Source organism: Halobacterium noricense, from assembly GCF_021233435.1.
Lineage (GTDB): Archaea > Halobacteriota > Halobacteria > Halobacteriales > Halobacteriaceae > Halobacterium > Halobacterium noricense.
This window is the reverse complement of record NZ_CP089468.1, coordinates 1,176,819-1,203,804: the sequence shown is the minus strand read 5'-3', so window position 1 is coordinate 1,203,804 and position 26,986 is coordinate 1,176,819. Positions and strand designations below refer to the sequence as shown.

General features: G+C 55.4%; 22 protein-coding genes and 7 pseudogenes. 15 read left to right on the top strand and 14 right to left on the bottom strand.

All coding sequences use genetic code 11. The features are described 5' to 3' along the window. Positions 1-73: 73 nt before the first annotated feature. Positions 74-1,003, bottom strand: coding sequence for an SDR family oxidoreductase (locus tag LT974_RS06520; protein ID WP_232589912.1), 930 nt, complete (start codon positions 1,001-1,003; stop codon positions 74-76). A gap of 124 nt (positions 1,004-1,127) precedes the next feature. Here LT974_RS06520 and LT974_RS06515 point away from each other — a divergent pair, with 124 nt between their 5' ends. Then, on the top strand, positions 1,128-1,451 hold the full coding sequence (locus LT974_RS06515; protein WP_232589911.1) for a hypothetical protein: 324 nt from the start codon (positions 1,128-1,130) through the stop codon (positions 1,449-1,451). After that, positions 1,452-1,973, top strand: a complete 522-nt coding sequence (locus LT974_RS06510) for a hypothetical protein (protein ID WP_232589910.1) — start codon at positions 1,452-1,454, stop codon at positions 1,971-1,973. Positions 1,974-1,997: 24 nt separating this feature from the next. Here LT974_RS06510 and LT974_RS06505 read toward each other — a convergent pair whose 3' ends face one another. After that, positions 1,998-3,269 carry a nucleotide sugar dehydrogenase gene (locus tag LT974_RS06505; RefSeq protein WP_232589909.1) on the bottom strand — a complete coding sequence of 424 codons (1,272 nt, stop codon included), beginning with the start codon at positions 3,267-3,269 and terminating at the stop codon, positions 1,998-2,000. A 120-nt stretch (positions 3,270-3,389) separates the two neighbouring features. Here LT974_RS06505 and LT974_RS06500 point away from each other — a divergent pair, with 120 nt between their 5' ends. The 3 genes from LT974_RS06500 to LT974_RS06490 all read left to right on the top strand — a co-directional run bounded on the left by LT974_RS06500 (position 3,390) and on the right by LT974_RS06490 (position 7,095). Beyond that, positions 3,390-4,511 (top strand): glycosyltransferase family 4 protein, encoded by a 1,122-nt coding sequence (locus LT974_RS06500; RefSeq protein ID WP_232589907.1) that lies wholly within the window; start codon positions 3,390-3,392, stop codon positions 4,509-4,511. A 90-nt stretch (positions 4,512-4,601) separates the two neighbouring features. Then, positions 4,602-6,152: an alkaline phosphatase family protein gene (locus LT974_RS06495; RefSeq protein ID WP_232589905.1), complete on the top strand. Its 1,551-nt coding sequence runs from the start codon at positions 4,602-4,604 to the stop codon at positions 6,150-6,152. 1 nt (position 6,153) lies between these two features. After that, positions 6,154-7,095, top strand: coding sequence for a polysaccharide deacetylase family protein (locus LT974_RS06490; protein WP_232589903.1), 942 nt, complete (start codon positions 6,154-6,156; stop codon positions 7,093-7,095). A gap of 13 nt (positions 7,096-7,108) precedes the next feature. On the opposite strand, the gene LT974_RS06485 is transcribed toward LT974_RS06490, so the two are convergent. From LT974_RS06485 to LT974_RS06470, 4 genes and pseudogenes are all read right to left on the bottom strand, one after another. Beyond that, on the bottom strand, positions 7,109-8,434 hold the full coding sequence (locus tag LT974_RS06485; RefSeq protein ID WP_232589901.1) for a sulfatase family protein: 1,326 nt from the start codon (positions 8,432-8,434) through the stop codon (positions 7,109-7,111). Between the two features lie 39 nt (positions 8,435-8,473). After that, complete coding sequence (locus LT974_RS06480; protein ID WP_232589899.1) at positions 8,474-9,649, bottom strand: glycosyltransferase family 39 protein; 1,176 nt, start codon at positions 9,647-9,649, stop codon at positions 8,474-8,476. Positions 9,650-10,023: 374 nt separating this feature from the next. After that, positions 10,024-10,909, bottom strand: a pseudogene (locus tag LT974_RS06475) (IS1595 family transposase). 203 nt (positions 10,910-11,112) lie between these two features. Continuing rightward, a complete protein-coding gene (locus LT974_RS06470) occupies positions 11,113-12,222 on the bottom strand; it encodes a glycosyltransferase family 4 protein (RefSeq protein WP_232589897.1) in 1,110 nt (369 codons plus the stop codon). Positions 12,223-12,422: 200 nt separating this feature from the next. On the opposite strand from LT974_RS06470, the pseudogene LT974_RS06465 reads away from it, so the two are divergent. Both LT974_RS06465 and LT974_RS06460 read left to right on the top strand, forming a co-directional pair. Beyond that, positions 12,423-13,054 (top strand): annotated as a pseudogene (locus tag LT974_RS06465) (IS6 family transposase). Positions 13,055-13,186: 132 nt separating this feature from the next. Continuing rightward, positions 13,187-13,864, top strand: coding sequence for an IS6 family transposase (locus LT974_RS06460; RefSeq protein WP_232589895.1), 678 nt, complete (start codon positions 13,187-13,189; stop codon positions 13,862-13,864). Positions 13,865-13,922: 58 nt separating this feature from the next. Here the strand turns inward: LT974_RS06460 and LT974_RS06455 are convergent, their stop codons facing one another. From LT974_RS06455 to LT974_RS06440, 4 genes and pseudogenes are all read right to left on the bottom strand, one after another. Then, positions 13,923-14,843 carry a glycosyltransferase family 2 protein gene (locus tag LT974_RS06455; RefSeq protein WP_232589893.1) on the bottom strand — a complete coding sequence of 307 codons (921 nt, stop codon included), beginning with the start codon at positions 14,841-14,843 and terminating at the stop codon, positions 13,923-13,925. Between the two features lie 53 nt (positions 14,844-14,896). Then, positions 14,897-15,646 carry a class I SAM-dependent methyltransferase gene (locus LT974_RS06450; protein ID WP_232589892.1) on the bottom strand — a complete coding sequence of 250 codons (750 nt, stop codon included), beginning with the start codon at positions 15,644-15,646 and terminating at the stop codon, positions 14,897-14,899. Between the two features lie 137 nt (positions 15,647-15,783). Next, positions 15,784-16,230: pseudogene (locus LT974_RS06445) on the bottom strand (transposase); the annotation flags it as partial. Beyond that, positions 16,224-16,383 (bottom strand): annotated as a pseudogene (locus LT974_RS06440) (ISH3 family transposase); the annotation flags it as partial. The pseudogenes LT974_RS06440 and LT974_RS06445, both read right to left, overlap by 7 nt. An 89-nt stretch (positions 16,384-16,472) precedes the next feature. On the opposite strand from LT974_RS06440, the pseudogene LT974_RS06435 reads away from it, so the two are divergent. The 3 genes and pseudogenes from LT974_RS06435 (at position 16,473) to LT974_RS06425 (ending at position 18,666) form a co-directional block, all read left to right on the top strand. Then, positions 16,473-17,152: pseudogene (locus tag LT974_RS06435) on the top strand (IS6 family transposase). Between the two features lie 8 nt (positions 17,153-17,160). Further along, positions 17,161-17,645 (top strand): annotated as a pseudogene (locus tag LT974_RS06430) (sugar phosphate nucleotidyltransferase); the annotation flags it as partial. Positions 17,646-17,781: 136 nt separating this feature from the next. Next, positions 17,782-18,666 carry an IS1595 family transposase gene (locus tag LT974_RS06425; protein WP_232589891.1) on the top strand — a complete coding sequence of 295 codons (885 nt, stop codon included), beginning with the start codon at positions 17,782-17,784 and terminating at the stop codon, positions 18,664-18,666. Between the two features lie 26 nt (positions 18,667-18,692). On the opposite strand, the gene LT974_RS06420 is transcribed toward LT974_RS06425, so the two are convergent. From LT974_RS06420 to LT974_RS17875, 3 genes and pseudogenes are all read right to left on the bottom strand, one after another. Beyond that, positions 18,693-20,204, bottom strand: a complete 1,512-nt coding sequence (locus LT974_RS06420) for a lipopolysaccharide biosynthesis protein (protein WP_232589890.1) — start codon at positions 20,202-20,204, stop codon at positions 18,693-18,695. Positions 20,205-20,310: 106 nt separating this feature from the next. Continuing rightward, entirely contained in the window at positions 20,311-20,871 is a 561-nt protein-coding gene (locus LT974_RS06415) for an FkbM family methyltransferase (RefSeq protein WP_232589889.1), read from the bottom strand. 533 nt (positions 20,872-21,404) lie between these two features. Further along, positions 21,405-21,596 (bottom strand): annotated as a pseudogene (locus tag LT974_RS17875) (ISH3 family transposase); the annotation flags it as partial. A gap of 149 nt (positions 21,597-21,745) precedes the next feature. Here LT974_RS17875 and LT974_RS06410 point away from each other — a divergent pair. The 4 genes from LT974_RS06410 to LT974_RS06395 all read left to right on the top strand — a co-directional run bounded on the left by LT974_RS06410 (position 21,746) and on the right by LT974_RS06395 (position 25,114). Further along, positions 21,746-22,744 carry a glycosyltransferase family 4 protein gene (locus tag LT974_RS06410; RefSeq protein ID WP_232589888.1) on the top strand — a complete coding sequence of 333 codons (999 nt, stop codon included), beginning with the start codon at positions 21,746-21,748 and terminating at the stop codon, positions 22,742-22,744. Positions 22,745-23,394: 650 nt separating this feature from the next. Beyond that, positions 23,395-23,856 (top strand): dTDP-4-dehydrorhamnose 3,5-epimerase family protein, encoded by a 462-nt coding sequence (locus tag LT974_RS06405; RefSeq protein WP_232589887.1) that lies wholly within the window; start codon positions 23,395-23,397, stop codon positions 23,854-23,856. Between the two features lie 2 nt (positions 23,857-23,858). Then, positions 23,859-24,932 carry a glucose-1-phosphate thymidylyltransferase gene (locus tag LT974_RS06400; protein ID WP_232589886.1) on the top strand — a complete coding sequence of 358 codons (1,074 nt, stop codon included), beginning with the start codon at positions 23,859-23,861 and terminating at the stop codon, positions 24,930-24,932. 2 nt (positions 24,933-24,934) lie between these two features. Next, positions 24,935-25,114, top strand: a complete 180-nt coding sequence (locus tag LT974_RS06395; protein WP_232589885.1) for a hypothetical protein — start codon at positions 24,935-24,937, stop codon at positions 25,112-25,114. Here the strand turns inward: LT974_RS06395 and rfbD are convergent. Beyond that, complete coding sequence (gene rfbD / locus LT974_RS06390) at positions 25,111-26,004, bottom strand: dTDP-4-dehydrorhamnose reductase (RefSeq protein WP_232589884.1); 894 nt, start codon at positions 26,002-26,004, stop codon at positions 25,111-25,113. The two genes, LT974_RS06395 and rfbD, sit on opposite strands and share 4 nt — an antisense overlap. Positions 26,005-26,057: 53 nt before the next feature. Here rfbD and rfbB point away from each other — a divergent pair, with 53 nt between their 5' ends. Continuing rightward, a complete protein-coding gene (gene rfbB, locus LT974_RS06385; RefSeq protein WP_232589883.1) occupies positions 26,058-26,978 on the top strand; it encodes a dTDP-glucose 4,6-dehydratase in 921 nt (306 codons plus the stop codon). The last annotated feature ends 8 nt before the right edge of the window (positions 26,979-26,986 follow it).

Sequence of the window (26,986 nt, the reverse complement as noted above, 5' to 3'; positions counted from 1 at the left end):
TCTCGAACCTGCCGTGCCGATTCTTACTTTAACCAACAGAAGCGGGAGAAATGCGGGGTGTGTTGGTTAACACCTAGCGGTAGTACGGAATCGTTGCCTCAAGCCCGTCCGCAAAGCCGACGTCCGGGTCGTACCCCAGGAGTTCTTCGGCTTTCGAGATGTCGGCGTGGGAGTGTCGAACGTCGCCCGGGCGTGGGTCGTCGTAGACGGGGTCGATGTCAGTGCCGAGAATGTCGTTGAGCGCGTCGACGAGTTCGTTGATTGTAACGCGGCCGCCGGTGCCGACGTTGAACGCTTCGCCAGTCACGTCGCTCTCCGCGGCGAGAATATTCGCTTGAACGGCGTTGTCGATGAACGTGAAGTCACGGGACTGTTCGCCGTCACCGTAGATGACGGGACGTTCACCATCCAGCAGCAGCGAGATGAACTTCGGGATGACTGCAGCGTACTCGCCGTTGGGGTCCTGGCGTGGGCCGAAGATGTTGAAATAGCGGAGTGCGGCCGTATCAATGTCGTAGAGGTCGCTGAACTGGAGCGCGAGCTTCTCCGTGTAGTACTTCGAAAGGGCGTACGGGGACTCGGGCTGTTCGGTCATCGCTTCAACTTTCGGGAGCTGTTCTGTCGAGCCATAGATCGACGAGGAGGACGCAACGACAGCGGTGTCGACGTCGGCCTTGCGGGCAGCATCTAGGACCGTTGCCGTTCCCGTACAGTTGGCGTCCGTACTGGTGACGGGGTCCTCGACGCTGCGCGGGACCGATGGAACGGCTGCCTGATGGAACACGTAGTCGACGCCCTCGGTGACGTCGGCGATAGTTTCGGCGTCTCGGATATCTGCCTCATGGAAGGTGAAGTCGTCGTCCGCATGCAGGGATTCGAGATTCTGTTCGCGGCCGGTTTCGAAGTTGTCGATGCCGCGAACGTCGTAGCCGCGGTCGAGTAGCGCGTCAGCGAGGTTCGGCCCGATGAACCCCGCGACGCCGGTAACGAGTGCGGTGGGCATACGTCACCATCTCCACGAGTCGAAATGGGTCTGTCGACTTCGAACAGGTGACTGCTGGGGCGCGCACTAAAGCATTCTCGATCGGGCGATAGTTCTTTGACCGTGTAGCTCACAACGTACACACATGAGTTCGGAGAGGGGAGAGAAACAGCGCGTCCAGTTCCGGGCGCCTGAGAGTGTCGTTCAACAGGCGGATACGCTGGCGACAGTACTCGAAACGGACCGCACGTCGGTTATCCTGTCGGCGCTCCAGGAGTACGTACGAGACGCTAGCCACGACGACGACCTCAAACAGGAGCTTGCAGACGCGTACTACGACGACGACATCACTTTTGACGAGCTCAAGGCTGTCGTTGGCCACGAGGAGGCGGCGAACTTCCGCGTGCTCAAGGAGCAACTCGACGAGGGGTTCGTCGACGCGACCGCCGACGAGCTCGCGGACTCGTAGATGCAGGTCGTCGCAGATACGTCCGCGCTCGTGAGTTTGGGGGCGGTCGCCGACCACGAGTGGAACCCACTTGACTACCTCCTCGACCAACACACCGTGCTCGTCCCAAAACTCGTGGTTGATGAGCTCACAGAGACTGCGACGTACGACGACACGTCGGGTCAGGGAGCACTGCGCGTGCTCGACCGGCAACAAGCACTCGACGTGCGCGACATCACCCTCGACGAATCGTTCCCGCTCGACGACGGTGAGAACGCGGCCGTCACGCTCGCCAACGACTGTGGCGCTGCACAGCTGCTCTGTGACGAGTTCAACCAGCTCGCGCTCGTGCACGCGTCGCTCGTCGATACCCGACTCGTGACGACGCCGACGTTATTGCTCGCGCTCACTCGGAACGACGCGGTCACGCCAAAGACAGCGCGGTCACTACTGGCGCTAATGCGTGAGGCTCGTAGCTGGACGAACAACCGGTATGTCGAACGCGCCGAGATAGTTCTCACAGACGCCAACGAGTCTTCGTAGTGAGGAGGACGTCGAAGAGGTTCTTCAAAGCCGGACGACGTGGTCGTCGTCCCGGTGGCTGGTCGCATTCCGGGCGTCGAACAGGAGCGTCGACTCGTCGACGAGTCGGTCGACATCCAGCGTTGAGTGATCCGTGACGATGATAACGCAATCCGCATCGTTGAGGCGGCCGTCAGTCAAGGGGACCGATTCGTAGGTCGCTGCACCGATGTCGAGTTCGGGCACGTGCGGGTCGTGGTAGTCGACAGTTGCGTTCCAGTCGTCGAGTTCGGTAATGATGTCGATTGCCGGGGACTCGCGGACGTCCGAGACATCGGGCTTGTAGGCGGCGCCGATAACGAGGACATTCGCGTTCGACAGCGCGGTGCCGCGGTCGTTGAGTTGTTCGACGACACGTTGGACGACGTGCTGGGGCATCTCGCGGTTGACTGTGTCCGCGAGGTCGATAAAGCGCGTGTCGACGCCGTGCTGGTCGGCCTTCCAGGAGAGGTAGAATGGGTCGATGGGGATGCAGTGGCCGCCCAGGCCGGGGCCGGGGTAGAACGGCATGAAGCCGAACGGCTTCGTCTCGGCGGCTTCGATGGCGTTCCAGATGTCGACGTCGAGTTCGTGGGCGATTTGCGCGAGTTCGTTGATGAGGCCGATGTTCACCGCGCGGAACGTGTTTTCGAGGAGTTTGACGAGTTCGGCTTCCGTTGAGGAATCGACGCGGACGACCTTGTCGAAGACGGGCGCGTAGAGCGCTTCCGCACGGTCACCACACTCCGGCGTGACGCCGCCGAGGACTTTCGGGATGTCCGTGGGGCCGTACTCCTCGTTGCCGGGGTCGATGCGCTCAGGTGAGAACGCGAGATAGATGTCCTCACCGATGTCCGTCCCGTTCTCGGCGAGTACGTCGGCGACGGCCTCCTTGGTTGCGCCCGGGTAGACGGTGCTTTCGAGGACGACCGTGCAGTCGTCGACGACTGGTGCGAGTCGTTCGGCAGCGTCGAGGACATACGAGAGATCTGGCGTGTCCGTCTTCCGGAGCGGCGTCGGCACGCAGATCGAGACGCCGTCGGCGTCCGCGAGCTGGTCGTAGTCGGTAGTGAACGTCAGGCCATTGAGCGAGGCTTCGGCGACTTCGTCGTCAGTGATGTCGTTGACCGTTGATTCGCCACTGCGGAGTCGTTCGACCTTGTCCGGGTCGACGTCGACGCCGACGACATCGTAGCCTGCGTCGTGCATCGCAAGCGCCAGCGGGAGGCCGACGTATCCGAGGCCGACTACGCCGACACGCGTCTGCTTGCCTTCCATATGGGCTGTCAGATACGCTACAGGGGTTTTAGGGTGTCGTTACTCGAAACGGTGATCGGTGTCGACTTGGAGAATGAGGCTTAAGGCACCGAGGGACGTCGCTGGACGTGTGACTGCTCGATGACCGGTAGCGAGCGGCCGCGAGTCTTCCATCTGATTACGCGCCTGCTGAAGGGTGGTGCCGAAGCGAAGACCATCGCGACCGTACAGGGACTCGACGACTACGAGTTCACCGTCGGGTACGGCGCGGAGTACGACCAAGCGCAGGTCGACTTACTGGAGCGCGACGGCGTCGAGACGAAGCGCTTCCCGCTGATTCGCCACTACAATCCCGTGACGACAGTCCCCGCTGTGCTGTCGCTGGCGCGGTACCTCCGACGCGAGAACTTCGACATCGTGCACACGCACAGCACAGAAGCCGGCATCATCGGGCGCTTCGCGGCGGCACTGGCTGGCGTGCCGAACATCGTACATACTGTACATGGTGTGCCGTTCGCCGACGACCGCAGCAGCTCGTTGAATCGCTTCGTGCTTGCCTGTGAGCGGCAGGCTGCGACGTACACGGACTGTATCGTCACGAACGCGGACGTCATCGCTGACGACTATCTGGAGCGCGGCATCGGTCGGCCAAAGCAGTACACGACCGTCTACAGCGGCGTGGACCTGGACGCGTTCGCGGACGCACAGCCTGCGGATGATTTACCCGGGGAGCGGCCGCGCATCGTCATGGTCGGGCGGCTCGCCGGCGGCAAAGGTCACGAGGTATTACTGGACGCCGTAGAGTCGTTGGGTGACTTCCAGGGGTCAGTCTGCATCGTCGGCGACGGGCCGCTGTACGACTCGCTGGCCGCGGCGGTCGAGGACCGTGGGTTGGCCAATCAGGTGTTCCTCACCGGCTTCCGGGACGACGTCCCGCGCGTGCTCGCGGCGAGCGACGTGCTCGTGTTGCCGTCGTTCCGCGAAGGGACGCCCCGAGTGATTACGGAAGCGATGGCGAGCGGGTTGCCCGTCGTGGCTACTGACATCGCAGGGATTCCCGAGCAAGTTGCGGACGGTGAGAACGGGTATCTGATTCCGACTGGAGATTCAGAGGCGTTAGCCGACCGGCTGGAGCGGCTGCTGGCGGACGAGGAATTGCGTGAACAGATGGGTGCGCGTGGACTAGAGCGTGCTGACCGGTTCTCCGTCGCGACGATGGTCGAGGAGCTGGACGGGCTGTACGAGGAGTTGCTGGCAGAATAGCAGGTTCGGAACCGCCGAGAAGAGAGTCACGACAGGCGGACTTCGTGAGGAACGCAGACCATTTAGTCGTCGGCTGCCGAGTACGAGGAAATGACGACGGTCGTACTCGGGCTAGACGGGGGCTGTTTCGAGTTGATCCAGCCGTGGATCGGCGACGGGTCACTCTCCAACTTCGCTACGCTGACCACAGACGGCACGTCGACGGACATGCAGAGCTGCCTCCCGCCGGTGACGTGTCCGAACTGGCAGTGCTACGCGACCGGGACGAACCCAGGGAAGCTCGGCGTGTTCTGGTGGGAAGCCGTCGACGAGGACGAACGGAAGATAGAGAACCGGAGTGCAGCTGGCGACTTCGACGGTACGCACTACTGGCGCTTCCTCGACGGCGACGCCGCGGTCGTGAACCTCCCCACGTCGTACCCGCCCCTAGAGGTCGACGGGATTCACGTCGCCGGTGGCCCTGGCGCCGAACAGACCGGCTACACGTACCCCGAATCGCTGGAGGAAAACCTGGAAGAGAAGTACGACTACGCCGTCCACCCGGAGAAGATGTCGCTGCTGTCCGGCGACGACCCGGACAATGACTGCGTCCCCGAAATCTACAACCTGATCGACTCGCGGTTCGATGTCCTCGAAGACGAACTCGAGAGTGGCGAGTACGAGCTCGTCCACGTGACCGTGTTCTACCTGAACGTGCTCCAGCACTTCTACTGGGACATGGACGTCGTGAAGCAGGCGTGGGAGAAAATCGACGAGCGCGTCGGCCGGCTGCTGGAGATGGACGAGGTCGATCACTTCGTCGTGATGTCCGACCACGGCTCAAACGAAATCGAGACGACCTTCCGCATCAATACGTGGCTGGAACAGCACGGCTACCTGCAGACAGAGTCGGGTGTCAGCGACTACCTCCACAAGGCGGGGATTACGCAGGAACGCGTCCGGCCGGTGCTCGCGAAGCTCGGTGTGGAGTGGTGGACCCGGCGACTGCTCCCGGAGCGCGTACAGATGCTGCTTCCCGACGAGGAAGGTTCGGTCGACAAGAGCGCGAAAGGCGACGTCATCGACTGGGAGCGCTCGCAGGCGGTCGCGAGCGGCCAGGGACCCGTGTACGTGCTCGCCGACGACCCCACAGAGCGCGAGCAAATCGTCAACGAGCTGATTGCCGACCTAGAAGGGCTCACTGACGAGGCCGGGAACGCGGTGTTCGACCAAGTGCTGCGCGGCGAGGACGTGTACAACGGCCCACACACTGGCCGCGGTCCGGACGTGGTGCTCGACCAGGCTGCCGGCGTCCACATCGAGGGGAAGATTGGGAACGACGACGTGTTCGGCGAGCCGAGCAAGTGGCACGGCGAGAACAAGGACACGGGGATGTTCATCGGATACGGGCCGGACATCGACGAGACGGCGGCGCTATCGGACATGCACATTCTCGACATCGCGCCGACACTGCTCCACCTCCACGGCGAGGACGTACCGGAGCGAATGGATGGCGAGGTCCGTCGTAACCTCTTCGACGCGGAGTCGGAGCCGGCAAACCGAGACGTCTCGCGCGTCGACGTGGACGTGGGCAGCGCTGATTCACAGACTGTCGAGCGCGACGTGACCGACCGACTGGAAGACCTCGGGTACATGGAATAGCATGAGCGACGACACGGGCGTGTTCACGATCTCGCTGGACACCGAACTCGCGTGGGGAACGTTCGACAAGGGGAACGTCGAGCGGTACGAGGAAGCGTATCGGAACATGCCGGAGGTCATCGACCGGCTCTGCGACTTGTTCGACAAGTACGAGATTCCCGCGACGTGGGCGGTCGTCTCCCACCTGCTGGAGGACTGTGACGGCGACCACAGCGACCGGACGTCGCCGGACTTCGAGTGGGTCGACGACTGGTTCGGCGAGCTGCCGTGCGCGAGTGGGATGGACAAAGACCTGTGGTACGCGCCGTGGCTGATTGACCGAATTCAGGACTGCGAGACGGAGCAGGAAATCGGGCTGCACGGGTCGACGCACATGCAACTGGGCGCCGACGGCTGTTCGCGGCAGCACGCCGAAGAGGAGATTGGAGCTGCCGTGGAGACGCTTCGCGCGCACGGCGTGGAGTCGAAGAGCTTCGTGTTCCCGCGGAACGACGTCGGACACGTGGACGTGCTCCGCGAGCACGGAATCGAGGCTTATCGCGGCGTGGACGCGCGCTGGTACGAGCGTGCGTCTGTGCCGAGTGCGGTGAAGCCGCCACTACGGTTCGCCGACGAAGCAATTCGGGGAACACCTCCCGTGGTCGAGCCAGTGGAACGCGATGGCGTGGTCGAGGTCCCAGGGTCGCAAGTGTTCCGGCCCTCGTACGACGGCTGGCAGTACGCGCCAGGCGAGAGTAGTGTTGCGCGAGCGAAAAAGGGGCTTCGGCGTGCGGCTCGTACGGGTGGCGTGTTCCACCTGTGGTTCCACCCGTTCAATCTGGGGCACGAACCCGAGCAGGACCTGGAACGGTTAGAGCGCGTATTAGCGGGAGTGCGTGACTTCGTCGATAGGGGGGAACTGGAATGTCGACCGTTGAAGAGTGTATCGCCGGGCCGTCAGTAGCGATAGCGACGACTCACTTGTATCCGAGTGCCTTGAGACGTTCTTCTACGGCTTCGTCGTCGTCGATGTCCGGAACTTCGACGTCCTCAGAGGTCTCTTTTATCCTCTCGAATCGGTCGTTCAAGCGTTCGCGGAATCGCTCTACTGTTTCCGGATGCTGATCTGCCACATCGTTCGTTTCTTTCGGATCGTCCGCGAGGTCGTAGAGATACTGATCGTCGGTTTTGCCGTCGTAGAGGTACTTCCAGCGGTCGGTCCGGAACCCGATACGGAGGTAGTCCTCGCCCCGGACCTCTTTCTCCGTGACGGCGGCGTCGTAAGTCGGACTCTCTCCGTTAATGACCGGGAGGAGTGATTCGCCTTCGAGACGTTCGGCCATCTCAGTCGAGTAGTCGGCGTCGGCGAGATCGAGCAACGTCGGGAGGATGTCGATGGTGCGGACCATCGAATCGACAGTCGTCGGCTGGTCGATGGGAGCTGAATCCGGGAACCGAATCAGCAGCGGGACTCGCGTGAGTTCGTCGTACGGGAGATTCTTGTGCCCGTACAGGCCGTGCTCGTCGAACTCGTCCCCGTGGTCGCCGACGACGACGATGGCAGTGTCTTCGAGCTCGCCGCGTTCTTCGAGCGTGTCGAGGAAGTTCCCGATTTCCCGGTCGAGATACTCGACTTCCTTGCGATAGTTCGTCCAGAGTTCGTCGTGCTCGTCAGGTGTAATCTCGTCCGGAGCATTCACGGCGGCTTTCCGCCAGAGGCGCTCGGCGCGGAACTTGTTCCGGTACCCGAAGTCGCCGCCCGGGAGATACGGACCGTGGACGTCCATGTACTGCGTCCAGAGGAACCAGGGCTCGTCGGTCGAACCGATCCACTCCGCGAGACTCCGGTTCACTTTCTCCGCCGGGAGGTACGGCGTGCGTCGAAGGATGCGAGCGGCCTTGTTCGCGTATCGGAGCAGCGAGTCCGGCGCGTTGTCCACGAGTCCGTCCGGGTCGTAGGGAAGGATGTTCTCCTCGAACGTGTCGAACCCGCGGTCGAAGTTCCGCAGGCGAGAGACGTTGGGGTTCGAGTGGATCGCGCCCGTGGTGTAGCCGTTCCGCTGGAACTGTTCGGCCATCGTCGGCTGCGATTCCTCGAGGTACCAGTGGCCGCCGTAGTCGAGCGGGTAGCGGCCGGTGAGCATCGCCGTCATCGACGGCGCGGTGCTGATTCCTTGGGCGAAACACCGCGAGAACGAGACGCCCTCCTCGGCGAGCGCGTCGAGGGTCTGCGTGTCGAACTCGTTGGCGGCGACGGCGTCGTAGCGTAAGGAATCGACGACGAGAAAGAGGACGTTGGTCATGTAGTGTGGTCTAGCTAGACTGCAGTAAAATGGCTTGTGTCATCGTGTCGGCCATCGAACGTCGAATTCGACGTTTGAGAGTCCGACGACGGCGAGGAGGAGGAGGATCGGGATGAACTGAATTCGTCGACGGACAGCAGCGCCGTAGTTCATCTCGATGATCGAGTACGTGACGACGCCGGTCAGGAAGTATGAGAGAAGGAGTCCGAGGTAGTACGGCCTGTCGTGGAGTATCGCGATACCTCGCCGGACGAACAGGGTCGCGACGAGGAGTGCGAGAGCGCTCATGCCGACGAACAGTTCTGTGACGCTCTGGATATGCCACGGGAACGGCGTGAACAGGAAGTACAGAACCTTCATTGGTGCGTAAAGGATAATGTCCAGCCAAGTGTCGTAGTGGAGTCCCATCAGGTACACGGCGTCACCGTGAGCACGGCCGTACGCGAACGATTCGAGTGCCGCAGGGGAGAGCGTGGAGCCGTGGCCGGTGAACGTCTCGAAATTGAGGGCGAAGAACGCGAGGAACGGGACGGAAAGGAGTGTGAGTCCTGTGAGGTAGGGCTTATCGCGGCTCTTGACGAGGCTGACGAACCCGACCATCGCGACGATCAGGACGAGGTTTTCCCTGCGGAGCGCAAAGGTAGCCGCAGTCGCGAGGAATGCGATTGCGGCGGTCCGGAGTGTAACGGAGTCGAGCCATTGTACTGCGGCCCACAGGAACGTCAGCATCACGACGACGAGAACGACCTCGCGCTGAATCACGACCGATCGATAGACAATCGTCGGCCAGAAGAGGACGATCGAGGCGGCGAGTACGGAGGTCCGGTAGTCGGTAACGTGGCGTGCGAGCTTGAAGACGAGATACCCGACGAGGAGACTGACGAGCGCGATACCGATACGGCCAACGACGGGTGAGTGACCTAGGACGACGTAAAACGGTGCGAGCAAATGCGCCATCACGATGCGCATCGTCGTTACGTCGCCGAGAGCGCCGACGAACTGGCCGTTCGACCACGCGGTTGCGAGGTCGATTGCACGTCGGTTATGACCTGAAGAGATTGGGACAGTCGGGAGAAACCCGACAACGGAATCAACGATAATAAACGCGAGTCGGAATAGGAACGCTCCTGTGATGGTAGTCAGGAGGTAGTTCTGTAGTTGGTAGGAGACGACGCTGATTCCAGCAGTGAGTACGGCGATTAGTGGGATTGACACCTCTGCTGGAAGGAGTACGAGGAGAACAAGCGTACAAGCGCCTGGCGTAATAAACGATGTGAGCTTACGGCGACGGGGATGGAGATGAGCACTACTCATTTACGAGACTTTGGGACAGGTCTTGTGCTCCTGAACTGTTTGTTTCATTAAGAATGTTTCGATAACGCGTTCATAATTCTTTTGCTGTGAGCTAGTTGAGGCTCCGGATGTTCGAATGCGAAGCGGTTGCAGTCGCCGGTTCTGTCGCGTGTTTCGGTTGACGAGTACACCCATCTTCGATCGCTTTTCGAACGGGAAGATATCTCTCCCGACAACCAGATATTTATCAGCCATAGATTTAACTGACATCGCTCTTGCGTAGCATATTGTTGATTTCAGAGCGTTGCTTTGATAGCGTGTTTGAGAGCGTCTCGACCGGGTTTCCGAAACAGTTCCCGACGTAGTTGGAACGCTCTGAGATACTGCGTCAACTTGTCTTTCGAGACCCCTCGATGCGGCGAGAGCCACCGTCGCGTCAGCGACGCGTGGCTCTCGCAGGTGTTGACGTGTACTTCCTCATCGGCGTATTCGCCGTCGCCGTGGACGACGTATTTGCGGTCGAATACGTCGACCGCTTCGAGCGGTTCGTACGCTCGAAAGCCGTCGGTATAGACCGTGAGCAACTCCTCTTTGCGGTCAGCAAGCAGGAGTCGAATTGTCGATTCGTCGGCGGCTTTCGCTGGAACCACGTACCGCTGTCCGGTCCCGCGATCAGCGAGAATGAACACGGGTGGCTTGTCGCCGCTATACAAGAACCACGCCCGCGCGTGGACAGGCCACGCGAGCGCGACTCCTGGTCGCGCTCGCGGCCTTCTTCCCCGCGTTGACGTAGACCTCGTCGATTTCGACCGGGCCGACGAGATCGAGGGAAGGCGCATCGAGCGCGCTGGCGAAGAGCTCGATGCGCCGGTGCATCGTCTTGTGTGTCACCTCGATTTCGCACTGTAGTTGGCGGAGACTCGTGTTAAAGCGGAGAAATGCGTAGATCGAGAACAGCCACCGCCGGAGCGCAATTTTCGAGTGAGCGAAGATTGTGCCGGTTTTGTCGTTGAACGTGCGGTCGCAATTCTTACAGAGATACCGTTGAAACTCTCTGTAGCTGCCGTTTCTGACCGTCCGGTCAGAACGGCAGCGAGGACAGGTAACACCGTCACGCCAGCGAACCTGCGCCAACAGGTCCGCTGCGACCGATTCCGACCCAAACACATCTAGCGGAATCATTCGTGTCGGGCACCGCTGACGCGGTGCCCTTGTCCTCTTCGACTCCACAGCGACCGCTCAGCAGTATCAACAATCTCCTACGCAAGAGCGAACTGACATAAGAGAGATTCAGATACCTTGGAGAGTCCAGCAAATATCAAATAAGAGTTGTGTTGCCCCCATGCTCCTATTCAGGCCCTGCAACAACTACGAAACCGATTCCTTCAGTTAAGCACAGCATCATATGCTTCTAGCGTCTTTTCTGCTGTAGTTTCCCACGTGAATTGTTGATACCGATATTTAGATTTCTTTGACAGTTCCGCTCTCCACGATTGCGAGCTCAGTATTTCATCAATAGTATCTGCCATATTCTCCGAATCTGTGGGGTCAAAATAGACACCTGCATCCCCGACAACCTCGGGAATTGATGTCCGGTTGGAGACGGCGACAGGAACGCCGTAGCCCATTGCCTCGAGTGGGGGTAATCCGAACCCTTCGTACAACGATGGATACACGAATACTCGGGTATGGGTGTACCAGACTGCGAGTTCTCGGTCACTTATTTTTCCGATAAAATGAACCTTCTCTTGCTGCTGGCTTGATAATCCCGATTGCAATTCTTGCGTGTGGCCGTTGTAATCACCCCCTGCGATCACTAATTGAAGATCGTCGTGACTATAGGTGCGTGACAACATTTCAAAGGCTTCAAGTAGTGCATCGAGGTTTTTATGTGGACGAATAGATCCTATAAAGAATAAATATGGTGAGTCAATCGGGGGCTTCTCATCAACTTTCAGAACCTCATTCCCTGGTCCGAGCGGAGAGACAGTTATTGACTCGGAGGGGATATTCGCGATATCTTGTATGTCGGACTTCGTATGCTCAGACACTGCAAGGATTTGGTCCGAGCGCTTCATACTCTGTTTCATCACAGTTTTTATATATTTATTCTTAGTATTACTAAATCCCTTTAGAAAAGTTCCGCCGTTAAAATGTTTGAGGTCATGAATCGTCGTTACCATTTTTCCTCGCATGAACAGCGGAGCCAGAGACGAGAGGGAATGAAACAAGTCATAATCGAACGAGGAGAGTGCATAACTCAGTTGTCGCTTCGGCCCCACACTCGTCTCATTCATCTTCACAAACGTAACTCGTTCATACCGGTCCCAGTGATTGATATCCCACGATCGATCCTTCTCGTCGGGGACTATAAGTTGAAATTCGAACTCACTATCCATCGAAACCAGTACATCTAGTAGCTCGTACGCATATCTTCCAGCACCAGTAATCCCGCCACTAAGCGGACTTGCATCGATGAGAATAGTGTTGGCCATATCTAATTCTTATTGGTGTGGGAAAGTAAGTTCTGCGTTACTCCTTCCACCGTCTGTTGTCAATATAGTATCTAAAACTACCATCCATGGGGCGAATTTTCACGGCCGTATTCCTTCTTTACCGAATATATATACAACCAATTGGCGGGCGGTGTTCAGATAAGGATGAAGAGTGAGGCGAAGCGATTTTCTAGTGGTTCATGCCAGAAATCGCCCGCCTCCTCGGAGGTAGCGACTGTTTCGAGTTAGATTTTCTGGAGCGAGAGGCGACACCCGAGCCCGCGATGAAGCTCGGTATCCGATTCCATCTGGCTGGACTATCACTTTCAGATACCATCTCTATTCTCGATAGTTGGGTGTCGAAGGCTGTCGAACGACCGTTCACAACTGGGTGCAGAAGGCGGATCTACAGCCGCTTGACGGTGCAAATCCGGATCACGTCGCGGTTAACGAGACCGTGATCCAACTCAACGACGAACGATTCTGGCTGTACGCCGCAGTCGATCCTGCAACGAACCGCTTGCTGAACGTCAAGCTCTCTCCGACGAGAAATCAAGCGATTACCGAGATGTTGTTCGCTGAACTCTGCGAGAAACATCTCGTCGATGACGCAGTCTCTCGTCGATTCTACACCGTGGCTGCAAGCAACTCTCCACCGACACGACCTCAATTACCGATACGAAAAACACGGTAATCGAAACAGCGTCGAACGTGTCTTCCGAGAACTAAAACGCCGAACCGACCAGTTCTCAAACTGTTTCAGCCATGCTGAAGCAGAAACCGTCAAAAATTGCTTCAAGCGTTCGCCTTCGCATGGAACCAGCTTATCTGAACACTACCACTACCAGCGAAACAGCCCAACAAGTGAAGTGAGCAAGATTATTAGACAAAATTCCGTCCTTTTGGGCACTGTCTAATTAAGTCAGTTTGAGAAGTGAGCAGGTCGTTGAGTTTGTTTGGGACAATGCTCGCAGACCTGCTCAGCGAGTGCTTTGCGGCGGATTTAGAAGAAACTTGGGAGCGTGAGCGGACGGCGACGCCCGTCAGGGCGTTCGCCGTCCGGCTCCACGCGACCGGTTGTTCGCTTAAAGAGACAACAACGATTCTCGCGGAATTAGGCGTAGAACGCTCTCATCAAGACGTTTGGCAGTGGGTACATCGGCTAGCTGACAGCGTTCCTGACCCGACGACGGCTTCGCCGTCGCGGGTCGCGGTCGACGAAACCGCTGTCAAAATTAACGGCGAGTGGTCTTGGTTGTACGCTGCAATAGACCTTGACACGAAACTCATTCTTGACGTTGCGTTGTTCGGACGCCATGGCACCGATCCGGCGGCTGCGTTCCTGTCTGGACTAGCGGAGAAACACGATCTCTCAGACACGACGTTTCTCGTCGATCAGTTCGTCTACCGGACTGCCCTTGCTCGATTAGGATTAAACGGTCGGGTTGACTATACCGATCGAAACCTCATCGAAAAATGGTTTCACACGCTGAAAATGCGACTCGACCGTTTCCACAATTCGTGGGTGGGCAGTCGGCGGAGCGTTCGCCAATGGCTTGCGTTATTTGCGCATTACTACAACCGTCTCAGACCGCACCAATCGCTCGGCGATCGAACGCCAGCCGACGAGGTTCTAAACTAGACAGTGCCTCCTTTTGTATTATCTAGTAATTTTAACATATAGCCACTCCAATTAGCGTCTAACCACTCTTATCAAATTCATCCGGTTTTCTGGGTGGTCGACCCAAGAGATGATCAACAATTCCTTTGCCTATTGCTTTGATTCGGCCCGGAAAGCTTGAGTACCACTGGGCGGCTCGGATCAACCGCGTTAACATAAAGAACGTATAAAATACTACTTGTTTATATAGAGTAAGGTTTTGCGCAAACTTCATTCTATTCCGAGTTGCATGATAAAATTTAAACGGGCTACGGAATCCCGCCGTTGAACTTACTTCATGCTGAATGCAGGAATCGGGTGCAACTAATGTCTTCCATCCATTTCGTCTTGCGCGCCAAGATATTTCCACATCTTCATATCCAAAGAAATAATCTTCATCTAGATAATTTCCATTTACAATAAATTCACCAGAGAGTAACATTAAGGCTCCAGTGACATGTTCTGTATGGTATGGTTTTGTATCTTTGATAGTAGTCTGATGGCCACTTTTAGCTAACGTAGGGTTAAACGTTGATCCCGCGTACCACAATCCCTCCTCATTCATATATTCAATTATTCCACCTACTAGAGCAACTTTTTCATTACATTCTACAGTTTTAATAAGTGGTTTAAGAAATGTCGATGATACTATTGTATCGTTGTTTAATAAAAGAACGTGGTCCATTCCGTCCTCTAATGCCCTTTCGATCCCTCGGTTACATCCTCCAGCAAAACCTTGGTTCTCGCTATTCTCGATAAATCTGCACCATGGGTAATCTTCATGAAGCCGTTGAAGAGAATTATCTGAGGAGGCATTATCAACAACGTATATAGTGTAGTTCGGATAGTTGACGTCCTCTAATGAGGACAAGCAGCGAGCAGTATCCTCATAATTATTCCAGTTGAGGATGATGATGGCGACTTCCGGCCATTCAGACTGGCAACTAAGAATATCTTTCATTTCTACTCACCTCCGCCACTGTATATCGATATTATTCAACATTTTATAATATTTTAATAGGTGCTCCCGTGTCGTACAGAGTACAGTACGTAGATACCGTTTTTTTCACAAACACTCTGTAGTCGCTTTTCAGCCACCATACTTTCCACTACTTCGTACCCTGCTTGGTCCAGTCTGTCCCGGACAGCCAGTTCCGGTGCGTCATACATACCATGAGTCTCGACAATCAATACTTTCGGCTGGATCTCCATCTCGTCGATGATATCAAGCTCAGCACCTTCGCAGTCAAGAACGAGAACATCACATGCAGGGAGGTTACTCGGATCCATAACCTTTGCCCCGTCGGCGTTTCCTCGAAGCGAATGTGCTTGCGCAACGGTAGCGTGCTGAACTGAAACCCGACTCCTGACATGATTCTTCTCGACCGTCTCCTCAACTCTTTCAACTGCCTCTTTTGCTCCCTCGAATGTGACTACACGGCCAGACGAACCAGCTTGTCGAGCCGCGGCAACTGTGGAAACACCCCAACCGCCACCGACGACCACGACAGTATCTCCGTCATCCACGTATTCGCGGATACCCCTTATGAGACCTCCCTCATAGTCGGGTATATCTGTAGTCTGCCAAGGGATCAACGAGTCGGCCACCCGTCCAGCAGCAACAGAAACTTGATTATACATAACTGTGCGCTTCGGGAGTAGAATTCGAAGATAGTTGTTGTAGCCGAAGTAAATTGTCTTCCGGGCCAATTGTAGAATACCTTCATCACGATATATCCGCTTTGCCGCTCCGAGTGATGCCATTAGTCACTGGTGAGTCTCGGAATAGTGTAACAGTTTCGCAGATTGCTTGGTCAGGGAGTAATTCAAGCATTCGTCTTTAGCTAACACGCCTTCCCCTGTTGTGTCGCGATAGCTAGTGTTTTGTGGAGGGTTGGTCGCTATTGACGGATTTTCTGAGCATCATCAGCCATCTGTTCTATCAATAGCAGTGGTGAGTATCCGAGTTGCTGGATGAGTTCATGCAGGATGAGATAGGCGTGCGGCTGGAGGGTCGCAGCCCAGCGTTCTGGGGAAACACCGCATCATCTGCGGCGTGCTCACCAAACCAGACTAAGGAGATCTCTGCTCACTAGCAGTGTTAAGAGAGCCGTATACACGACAATCTCCACGATATGTTTCTTTGGCGTATCAAACTTATAAAGTTCGTACCGAGTCTTCAGTTCTTGAAGCAGCAACTCTATTTCCCAGCGACACCGGTAGATTGTTGCTATATCATGTGGTAGGGTCTGTTCTTTTGGTAAATTCGTGATGTAAAGGTGGTAGTTGTCCGCGTCCTCATCTCGGACGCTGCCGACACATTTCCTATCCTCCGATTGGCTTTGTTGCAGACACGTGCGTAGAGTGTAGCGCAGGCGTAGAAGGGTAGTTCCTTTTTGGCTTCGGAGGAGTAGAAGGGTTGCCTCCTCTTTGTCGCCGTAGTAGGGATCGAGGTGGAGGTCGGCGACGATTTCCACCGGTCGATCCGGAAGGATTTCGATGAATTCTCATTAAAGAAGCGTGTTTCCTCGATTGGCACTGTCTAGTTAAGCCAGTTTGAGAAGTGAGCAGTTCGTTGGTTTCGGTGTCTATGCTCAACCAAGAACTGCTCAAAGAGACGTTGAACACGGCGAATCTTGAATGTTGGGAGCGTGAGCGGACGGCGACGCCCGTCAGGGCGTTCGCCGTCCGGCTCCACGCGACCGGCTGTTCGCTTCGAGAAACGAAAGAAATTCTCCGAATCCTCGGCGTAGAACGCTCACATCAAGAAATCTGCCAATAGGTTCACCGAATCGCTGATAGCGTTGGCGACCCGCCGACGGCGCAGCCGTCAAGGGTCGCAGTTGACGAGACCGCTATCAAGATCAACGGCGAATGGTCTTGTCTGTATGCTACAATAGACCTCGACACAAAGTTGATTCTTGACGTCGAACTGTTCGGACGACATGGGACTGATACAGCGGCTGCGTTCCTTCACGGACTCCGTGAGAAACACGATCTCTCCGACGCCGTATTTCTCGTTGGCCAGTTCGGATATCGGACTGCCATCTCTCGCTTAGGACTCAACAGTCGGGTTGACTATACCGACAGAAACCGCATCGAAAGTGGTTTCACACCCTCAAAATGCGCATCGACCGTTTCCACAACTCGTGGGTCGGCAGTCGGGCGAGCGCACGCGAATATCTTGAACAATTTGTACATTACTACAACCATCAGAGACCGCACCGATCTCTCGATGACCAAACACCAGCAGAAGCCGTGCTTAACTAGACAGTGCCGCACACGCGCTCCTGACTGTCGAGGAGCACGTCGACGACGATTTCAGGCTGATGCTCGGGGACAACATCTTCCGAGCGAACCTCGAAGATGTGGTCAACCGTCAGCGAGAGTCCCGCGCAGATGCGGCGTTCCTCGTCGAAGAGGTGGATTGGGACGAGGCGAGTCGGTAAGGAGTTTGTGACACCAATCAGTACGGGGAGATCACGAACGTCGTCGAGAAGCCCGACGATCCGCCGTCGGATCTCGTAATAACTGGCTTCTACACGTTCACGCCCGCGATTTTCCACGCCTGCCACCTGGTCCAGCCCTCTGGTCGTGACGAGTACGAGATCAGCGATGCAATCGACCTGCTGTTGCACTCTGGGCGGACGATTGACGCATCCGTATGGACGGCTGGCGTACCGATATTGGGTATCCCGAAGATCAGGAGGAAGCTGAGGAACGGCTAGAAAACGATACTGCTCCAGTCTCTTCCTCTAATTAGTCCGCCCAAGGAGACGTTCGTTGTCGACATGTACGCGATTATCGAACGCTCTTCTGTAGGAGATTGTTGATTCAGTTCAGCTGTCGCTCTGGAATCGAAGAGAGCAAGGACACCGCGCTAGCGGTGTCCGACACGAATGATTCCGCTCGATGTGTTTGGCTCGGAATCGCTCGCAGCGGACCTGCTGGAACAGGTGCGCTGGCGTGACGGCGTTTCCTGCCCTCGCTGCCGTTCTGACCGGACGGTCAAGAACGGCAGCTATGGGGCGTTTCAACGCTATCTCTGTAAGAATTGCGACCGCACGTTCAACGATAAGACGGGCACAATTTTCGCTCACTCGAAGGTTGCGCTCCGCAAGTGGTTGTTCTCGATTTACGCGTTCTTACGGTTCAATACGAGTCTTCGCCAACTTCAGCGAGAGATCGATGTGACCTACAAGACGATGCACCGGCGCGTCGAGCGCTTCACCAGAGCGCTCGACGCGCCTCAACTCGACCTCGTTGGACCGGTCGAAATCGACGAAGTGTACGTCTCTGCGGGGTTGAAAGGCCGCGAGCGCGACCAACCGTCGCGCTCGCGTGGCCTGTCCACGCGCGGACGAGGTTCGTACGAGGGAGACAAACCACCCGTCTTCACCATCGTTGACCGTGGAACGGGACAGCGGTACGTCGTCCCGGCGAAATCCGCAGACGAATCGACGGTGCGACTCCTCCTCGCTGACCACGAGGAGGAGTCGCTAACAGTCTACACCGACGGATTTCGGGCATACGACCCGCTTGAGGACGACGACGAGTTCACCCGCAAATACGTCGTCCACGGTGACGGCGAATACGCTGATGGAGACATCCACGTGAACACGTGCGAGAGCCACGCGTCGCTGGCGCGACGCTGGCTCTCGCCGCATCGAGGCGTCTCGAAGGACAAGTTGACACAGTATCTCCGCGCCTTTCAGCTACGCAGCGAACTCTTCAGAAAATCCGGTCGAGAAGCACTCAAACACGCTGTCAAAGCGACTCTCTGAAATCAACAATATGCTACACATGAGCGTTATCGAAAGATGTCTAGAATATACTCTACATATTTAGCCACCGGAGGGGGAATCCGGGAAGAGACCTCTTCAATCTCATCCGGTGTAATAACTCCGAATTGTACCGTTAGACTAGCGTAGACGATGAAACCAACAGGTGGAACAATAAGAAGTGATAGAAGGGGTGAGTGGAGCAAACCGTCTATTAGAACAATTACGACTGCGGATAGTACTGCGACGACAGAAATCTGCAAGAGCCGAAGATCCTCAATCGGATTGAATCCGATTCGGCGTGCCGCCAATACGTGAAAAACAATCATTAAACCGTAGCTGACGCTAGTCGCAGTAGCAGCACCAGATACACCGTATTGAGGAATGAGTAGAAGATTTAGACCCAGATTTAATAATGCAGCTGCTCCCGTTGCGAAGATTAACCCTCGAAACGAGCCCTTACCCTGCCCAATTGCAAAAATCGGGCGAGCCAACGCAAAGCCAACTACGCCGGGCAATAGGAGAAGTAATGGGTTGATGGACGCTTTAAATTCTTCCCCGTAGTATAGCGGGATAAAATCGTCAGCGAGGGCGGCAAGCCCAATTGCAAGGAGAAGAACGAGAGAGAGATTATATCGCGTCGTCTTGGAGGATAATGACGTAATTTGTTTCGTCCGATCCTTTGACCAGAGTTCCGAGGTCGAGTGTAGAAGGATTGTCTGGAGAGCATTCGGGACAAACCAGAGGAATTCAGCGATGACAAGCGCTGCTTTATAGTATCCGGTTTTCTGACTACCCGAGATCGGACGGAGAAGGAGAATATCGACGTGATACAGCGATGCTGTCAGTAATATAAGTAGTACACTGAGAAGATTGAAGGAGAGTAATTCCTTCTTCGGGACCCCATCAGATTCCAGAGCAAGGACAGTTCCAACATCAAGGTGGTCGGATAATATTGAGAAGGCCAAAATTGTGACTACGAGAGTGCTAATGATGTGACCTGCAAGAACGCCTGCCACCCCATATCCGGTATAAGCGAGTGAAATTCCGAATACTCCGAAGAGAGCTTTTTGCAGGATTCTAAGGGGTTCGCTCCGGCCTTCGAGTCCGAGTCCCATAAGTCCGCCACGAGCGACCGAGTAAGCTTGTCGGCCAATAATCAATCCACCAAGAAGGTAGAAGTAGATAGAAAAGTCCGAAGCGAAGAGTTGTTCAGCGAAACCGAGCCATGAGAATACGACGAACACAAGAGCTGCAAGGGACGCTAACAGTACACTGGTACGGAGATAGAATCCGAAAACTTTCTCAGCCCAATTTAGCCGATCCCGGTTCTCCGCGATGTACTTCCGCGTCCCGTCGAAAATCCCTGCATTGGCGAGGATCATCGTGATACCGAGCAACGAGAGAACGAATGCATAGTCACCGTACGATGAACTCCCGAGTAAACGAACGAGAATGGGGGTTATCAGTAACGACAAAACAAGGGTAGCAATCTTAGCCCCAACAATCGAGAGGAATCTAGGAAGGATCCCAGTTCGCATCTGTATACGAACTATATTAGTGGGGGGGTAAAAGGTGTACCATCTAAGTCCCGTTCCGGGATATGTATGTCAAGATAAATTCACCCAAATATTTATAAATTGGATTTTACTTTTTCTTTCCCTTGATGAAATATTCACTCCTACGCTGTGTTAGTTTGTTAATAGTAAAACCAGCATCTTCAAGAATTGATTCTACCTCAGAAGGTTTTGAATTAAAATTCTCAAGCTTATCAGGATGAACTTCAACATAGACCAGACGGCAACTCTTCTGGAGAACGTGTTCCATCCCCCGAAGGACGGATAGTTCTGCGCCTTCGACATCTATTTTCACGACAGTGGGCATTGGTAAGCCACGCTCTTCGATTATCGAATTCCCCCTCGCAGTCTGGACTTCAATACTTTTACTGTCGCTGTCGGTAGCAATTGCGTGTTCTCCTTCACCAGCTTCGTCACCGGTGAGAGCGAAATCTATTGTACCGTTCGTATCCGATAAGGCAACTTCGAGAATTTTAGCGTCAACATTATTTATTTCGAGATTTTTCCTCAATTTTTTCACATTATTCGGTTCGGGTTCGAAAGCGATAACATTCCTATTATCCAGTTTCGACGCGGCGAAACACGTGTACGTTCCGACGTTGGCACCTATATCATAGAAGACATCGTTCACATCGAGAGACGCCAGAACATCCTCAATATTTGGGCGTTCTCCGACAAAATTTCTAAACCGTATGAATTCGGCGAAGGTATCCGTCCGAAATGTTATTTTTTGGTTCTGGATCGTGTACTGTTTTTCATTATCAGAAATACGATACAGAAGATCCCAATAGGCATCTGACAGAAACGTATGTATTCTGAGCCGATGAATCGCTGTACGTACTTTTCCTGCATATAGTGTATTTCGGGCGTGCTGGAGTAGTTTTGTAAGAAGCATAGTTTTCAAATGATACGCCATTACTATATTTTGTGTGGTTTGGTTCTGTCTGGCTGGGGTAGTTTGAAAGTGAAACGCTGGTACCCGAGTTTTAGTGAATATACTAATATTTCCGGTGTTTCCACGAGTGTGGTAATAGAATGAATAGTTAATACTAACCGAAAAAATAACTATTTTTTGTGTTTAATCTCCCAAATCCAGATGAGTATTTTCGGCATTAAATTGAAAGATATTGCGGGGGTTTCACTTCCACTGCCGGGCGTCAAGTGGTAGCCGTGACGCGCCATCCCGTGTATGTCGTATCGGCCTTGCTGGCAGACGCAGTCGATAAACACAGGAAGCGTCACCTTCCCAGGGGTTCATGTTTGATCTCGCAGCTCCACCCTCTGCTGAGTCCTCTTTAATTATTTTATTCTATTTAATATTGGAATAATATAGATATAGTTAAATATGAACAGAAGTTTAATATAGAATTATTGGGCAATCTACAATTAGATAGATGTCTTGACATAAGGTAGTTCAGAAGAGCTATTAAGCAACTTCTGATTATAAAATCTAGGACGCGACGAGAGCAGAACGATTTTAATGCCGGTTCGCCAATTCGGAGATAATGTCTTCAGTCACTAATTTGATGCTCTGGTTTGACGATACACCCGGCAGCATGTATCGTCCGTTTCTAAACCTCGAAGCGTCTGGTACTGTCGGTCGTTTGCGGACAATCAGCCACCGGGGCGTAGTGAAACAGCCGATTTCATACTGGAAACAGTACGTCACGACACAAAAGTACCGATGGATTGTCAGCATTCCTCCGTACGCCCTGTCGGTGTTGCCCCTGCTCCCCGCGGTGTATCTCGGCAAGCGCCCTATATTTTTCACCTCGTTCACCCACTGGGAGAACGACCTGTACTACGATCTGAACCCAGCCGTTCGGGCGGCGTGGCGGTCGTTTCTCTCCCGAAGCGACGTGGTCACTGTCACCGAGGCCGCCCGACAGTCACTAATCTCAGCGTTCGGTGTGGATAGCACCGTCATCCCCCACTGTTGTGATCCGACGGCGTTCGAGTCACGACCACAGGAACAGACAGACGACGATATCGTGTTGTTCGTCGGTCGACTCGTCGAACAAAAAGGGATTGAACTCCTATTGACTCTTTCAGAGCGTAATCCCGATATTGAGTTCTGGTTTGCTGGTGACGGCGATTACGAGGCGGAACTTGAACGCCGCTCTCGAACACAAGACAACGTCGAATTCTTAGGCTTTTTGGACAATACGGACGCCCTCGTGAATGCATACAACCGTGCCTCGCTGAAGGTCCTCCCATCGCTAAAACGGGCACGGTGGCGGGAATTCTTCGGTATTGTTCTCATCGAAGCACTCGCCTGCGAGACGCCCGTCGTCGCCTCTGATCACCCGGGGCCAAGCAGTATCATCACCAACGACGTTGGTCGAGTCATCTCTGAAGGAGATATTAATGGCTTCGAAGCAGCAATCCGTGAGTTACTCGATAATGACAAGAAACGGGCGGCGATGGGTACTGCGGGGAGACAGCATGTACTCAACAACTACAGTGTGGATGTTGTTTCCGATCAGTGGCGTGACGTACTGTGATCAGAGATACCCCTGTTCCAGAGATTCTGGTCCATCGATTGACTTATTCTGTCGTGCGGCACTGTCTAGTTAAGCCAGTTTGAGAAGTGAGTAACACCAGCAGAAGCCGTGCTTAACTAGACAGTGCCGTTCGTCCTATAAGACTTGCATGGTCGGGTTCGCTGCTTCCTGAAGACCGAGTGGCAGTACGTGCAATGAGGCCGGCGCTGAGGTAGTCGTTATAGTGATCACGCGAGGAACGACAGTAGCAGTATGCCTTCAGGAGGACTGCCGTCAAGAGAACCGTGCTAGAGGATTCGCGCCCACTGAGCCGTTTCGTCACACCGGTTCCGATACCGCAGTCCGCCGGGATGGCGATCATCCCCAGAAACGCTTGGAAAAAGAAGAATACCCTCATCCCGTGAGACCCAAGTTCACCAGCAAAGTACGTGATCCCGAGGAAAACGATCACGCTGCTAGAGGCTCTCGCGGCAAATACTCGAATACTCGATTGAGGGATATTCATCAGTTATAACTCACGAAAACGAATGGGGATGTCAGTTTTCTCAAAGCGATTAATCGACGCTTGTCGACCACTGCATCCGCACCTTTTTACTCCATGTCCTGTTTCAAACACGTGATGGTTAGCTACACGGAGGAATTCACTACGCATGATTAACGATGTCGAAGTCCGCGACCTCCAAGTAAACGCCGACGAGCGCGGCCACCTCGTCGAAGTGTTCCGCGAGGACTGGGAGGAGTACGATCCCGAGCCGGCGATGTCCTACTACTCTCTCAGCTACCCCGGCGTCATCCGCGCCTGGCACCGCCACACGCGCGGGCAGGTCGATCACTTCATCTGCCCGCAAGGTCGCATCAAGGTCGGCATCTACGACGATCGCGACGACTCCCCGACCCAGGGCGAAGTGAACGAGTTCGTCATCGGCGAACACAACCAACAGGCGATCCGCATCCCCGGCGAGTGCTGGCACGGGTTCAAAGTCCTCGGTAACGAACAAGCGATCCTCCTCAACTTCCCGACGAACCTCTATGACTACGAAGACCCCGACGAGGAGCGTCTGCCGCCGGATACAGACGAAATTCCTATGGACTGGGATGAAGAGACTCACTGACGATGAAAGGCGTCATTCTCTCGGGTGGGACGGGAACACGCCTCCGTCCGATTACGCACACCGGACCGAAGCAGCTCGTCCCCGTCGCGAACAAACCGGTTCTCGAGTACGCTATCGAAGACCTCAAGGAAGCCGGCATTACTGAAATCGGGATTATCCTCGGGAACGTCGGCCGCGAGGAGATTCAGAACCTCGTCGGTGACGGGTCGAAGTACGGCGTTGACGTCACGTACATCGTCCAAGGGAACCCGCTCGGACTCGCCCACGCCGCGGGCTGCGCGCGAGAGTTCGTCGGCGACGACGACTTCGTGATGTACCTCGGCGACAACATCCTGAACCAGGGTATTTCGGAGCTCGTCGAGAGTTTCAAGGCGGGCGACTACGGCGCGGGAATCTCTCTCCAACACGTCGACAACCCACAGCAGTTCGGCATCGCGGACGTCGATGTCGACGGAAACGTCGAGGGACTCGTTGAGAAGCCCGACGACCCGCCGAGTGACCTTGCGCTTATCGGCATCTACGTGTTCTCGCCAGCCGTCTTCGATGCAATCGACCGGCTCGAACCATCCTGGCGCGGCGAACTCGAAATCACAGATGCGATCCAGCTGCTCCTTGAGGACGGCTATAAGATTGACTCACACGTCGTCGAAGGCTGGTGGAAAGACACCGGCAAACCCGGGGATATCCTTGAAGCGAACCGCCTCGTGCTCGAGAGCCAGAAGCGCTCCCTCGACGGAACAGTCGAGGAGGGTGCAGAAGTAAACGGCCGCGTCCAGCTGGCCAGATCGGCGACAATCGAAAGCGGCGCAGTCGTCCGCGGGCCCGTCTCCATTGCGGACGACGTGACAATAGAGGATGGCAGTTACGTCGGCCCGTACACGTCCATCGGTGAGAATACACGAATCGCCGGCCCCCACATCGAGAATACGGTTATCGTCGGCGAGTCAGAAGTGACTACGAACGGCCGTATCATCGATAGTCTCATCGGTCGTGCAGCACAGGTCGAGAGCGCCGAAGGCATGCTCCCGGAAGGCCGCCGCATGGTCGTCGGCGAGAACTCCCAGTTACACCTCTAACGATGCGCATCATCACTCACTCGTGCCCGGAGTGCGGGACCGTCGTCGCAGCGAACGAACTCGAAGACAACCGCGTAATGAAGTGCCCACGCGAGGACTGTCAGGAAGTTCTCCGCTTCGACGACCTCTCCGAGGAAGAACAAGAATTCTTCCTCGACAGTCGCGGCAAGTACCAGATCTAGAAGTACGACGCAATCGCATCAACATCTTGTTGCAGCGTCGGCTGGGAACGACCGAATCGTGCTTCGACTTTCTCGACGTCGAGACACGTATTTGAAGGACGCGCTGCTGGCCGGTCAACGTCGCTTTGCGAGCCTTTGTCGAGTGCATCAGTCTCGACACCCATCGTGGATGCGATTATGCGACCAAACTCGTACGGTGTCACACAGGACCGAGCGGCGACGTGGTACGTTCCGGACGCCCCGTCGTCGATTAAATCCAGTAGCGTCTCCGCTGTCGAACCAGCGCGGCTTGGCGTCACGTACTGGTCCGTGAACAGGGGAACGGCCTGACCGGCCGTAAGGCGCGAACGCACCCACACCGGGAATCCGTCTAGTTCCGCTGTCTCGTGCGCTCGATTGACACCGTATACGAACGACGGTCGCACGACAAGCGGGGAGTCGTGAGCCGAACGGACGTTCCGGTCGCCAGCCAGCTTCGACTGGCCGTACACCTGTAGTGGGTTCGGTTCACTCTCCTCGCCGTATTGCTCGTCCGTTTCGCCGTCGAAGACGTAGTCCGTCGAGACGTGGACAAACCCGATTCCGCGGTCAGAACACCGGCGAGCCATCGCTTCTGGTGCGTCCGCGTTAATCTTGTGAGCAAGCTCGGGCCGCTTCTCACACTCGTCGACGTCAGTCATCGCGGCACAGTTGACGACGACCGAGGGACTGAACTCAGTCAATAGCTCCTCAAAGCCCTCGGACGCCCGAACGTCGAGTTCGCGAAGCGGGATTTCGAAGTCCGCTCGGGTCGAATGATACGAGCCGGCTACGGATAGACCTCGATTGACCGCCGTCTTGACCACATTACTCCCGAGGAGCCCGCCCGCACCGACGACGAAAACGTCCATGCCTGTGCCAGGAGAAGAAAGGATAAATAATCGTTGTCACCACGGCTTCGATAATGCGCGTTCTCGTTACTGGCGGTGCCGGCTTCATCGGCTCGAACTTCGTTCACCATCTCGTCGAGAATACGGACGATTCTGTCGTCACGCTCGACGCGCTCACCTATGCTGGCTCGAAGAAGAACCTCGAGGGAGTCCTCGACCATTCACGTCACGAGTTCGTCGAGGGCGACATCCGGGACCGAGAGCTCGTCGACCAATTGGTCGCTGATGTTGATGCAATCGTGAACTTCGCTGCCGAATCGCACGTTGACCGTTCCATCGAAGGCGCGGAGCCATTCGTCTCCACGAACGTACAGGGAACGCAGACGCTCCTCGACGCCGCGAATGACGCCAATATTGAGCGATTCATCCAGATATCGACGGACGAGGTGTACGGCGAGATTGAGGACGGCGAGTTCAGCGAGGAGGACACACTTAATCCGCGAAACCCGTACGCGGCGACCAAAGCCGGTGCTGATCTACTTGCGCAGAGCTACTACACAACCCATGATGTCCCTGTCGTGATTACGCGATCGTCGAACAACTTTGGACCTCGCCAGCATCCGGAGAAGCTCATCCCGAAATTCCTCAAGCGGGCGAGTGAGGAAAGGTCTCTGCCGGTGTATGGCGACGGGGAAAACGTCCGCGAGTGGATCTACGTTACGGATAACTGCCGGGCGATTGATACGGTTCTACGCGAGGGAGTTGTCGGGCAAGCGTATAATATTGGAAGCGGAATCGAGTTACAGAACATCGAGGTGACGAGAAGAATTCTCGACGAGGCTGATGCATCCAAAGACCTCATCGAGTTTGTCGATGACCGCGCGGGCCACGATCAACGGTACGCACTCGACACCAGCAAAATCGAAGCACTCGGCTGGGAACCACAGCTTTCCTTCGAGGAGGGATTAGAACGGACTGCGAATTACTATCTATAAGCCTACTA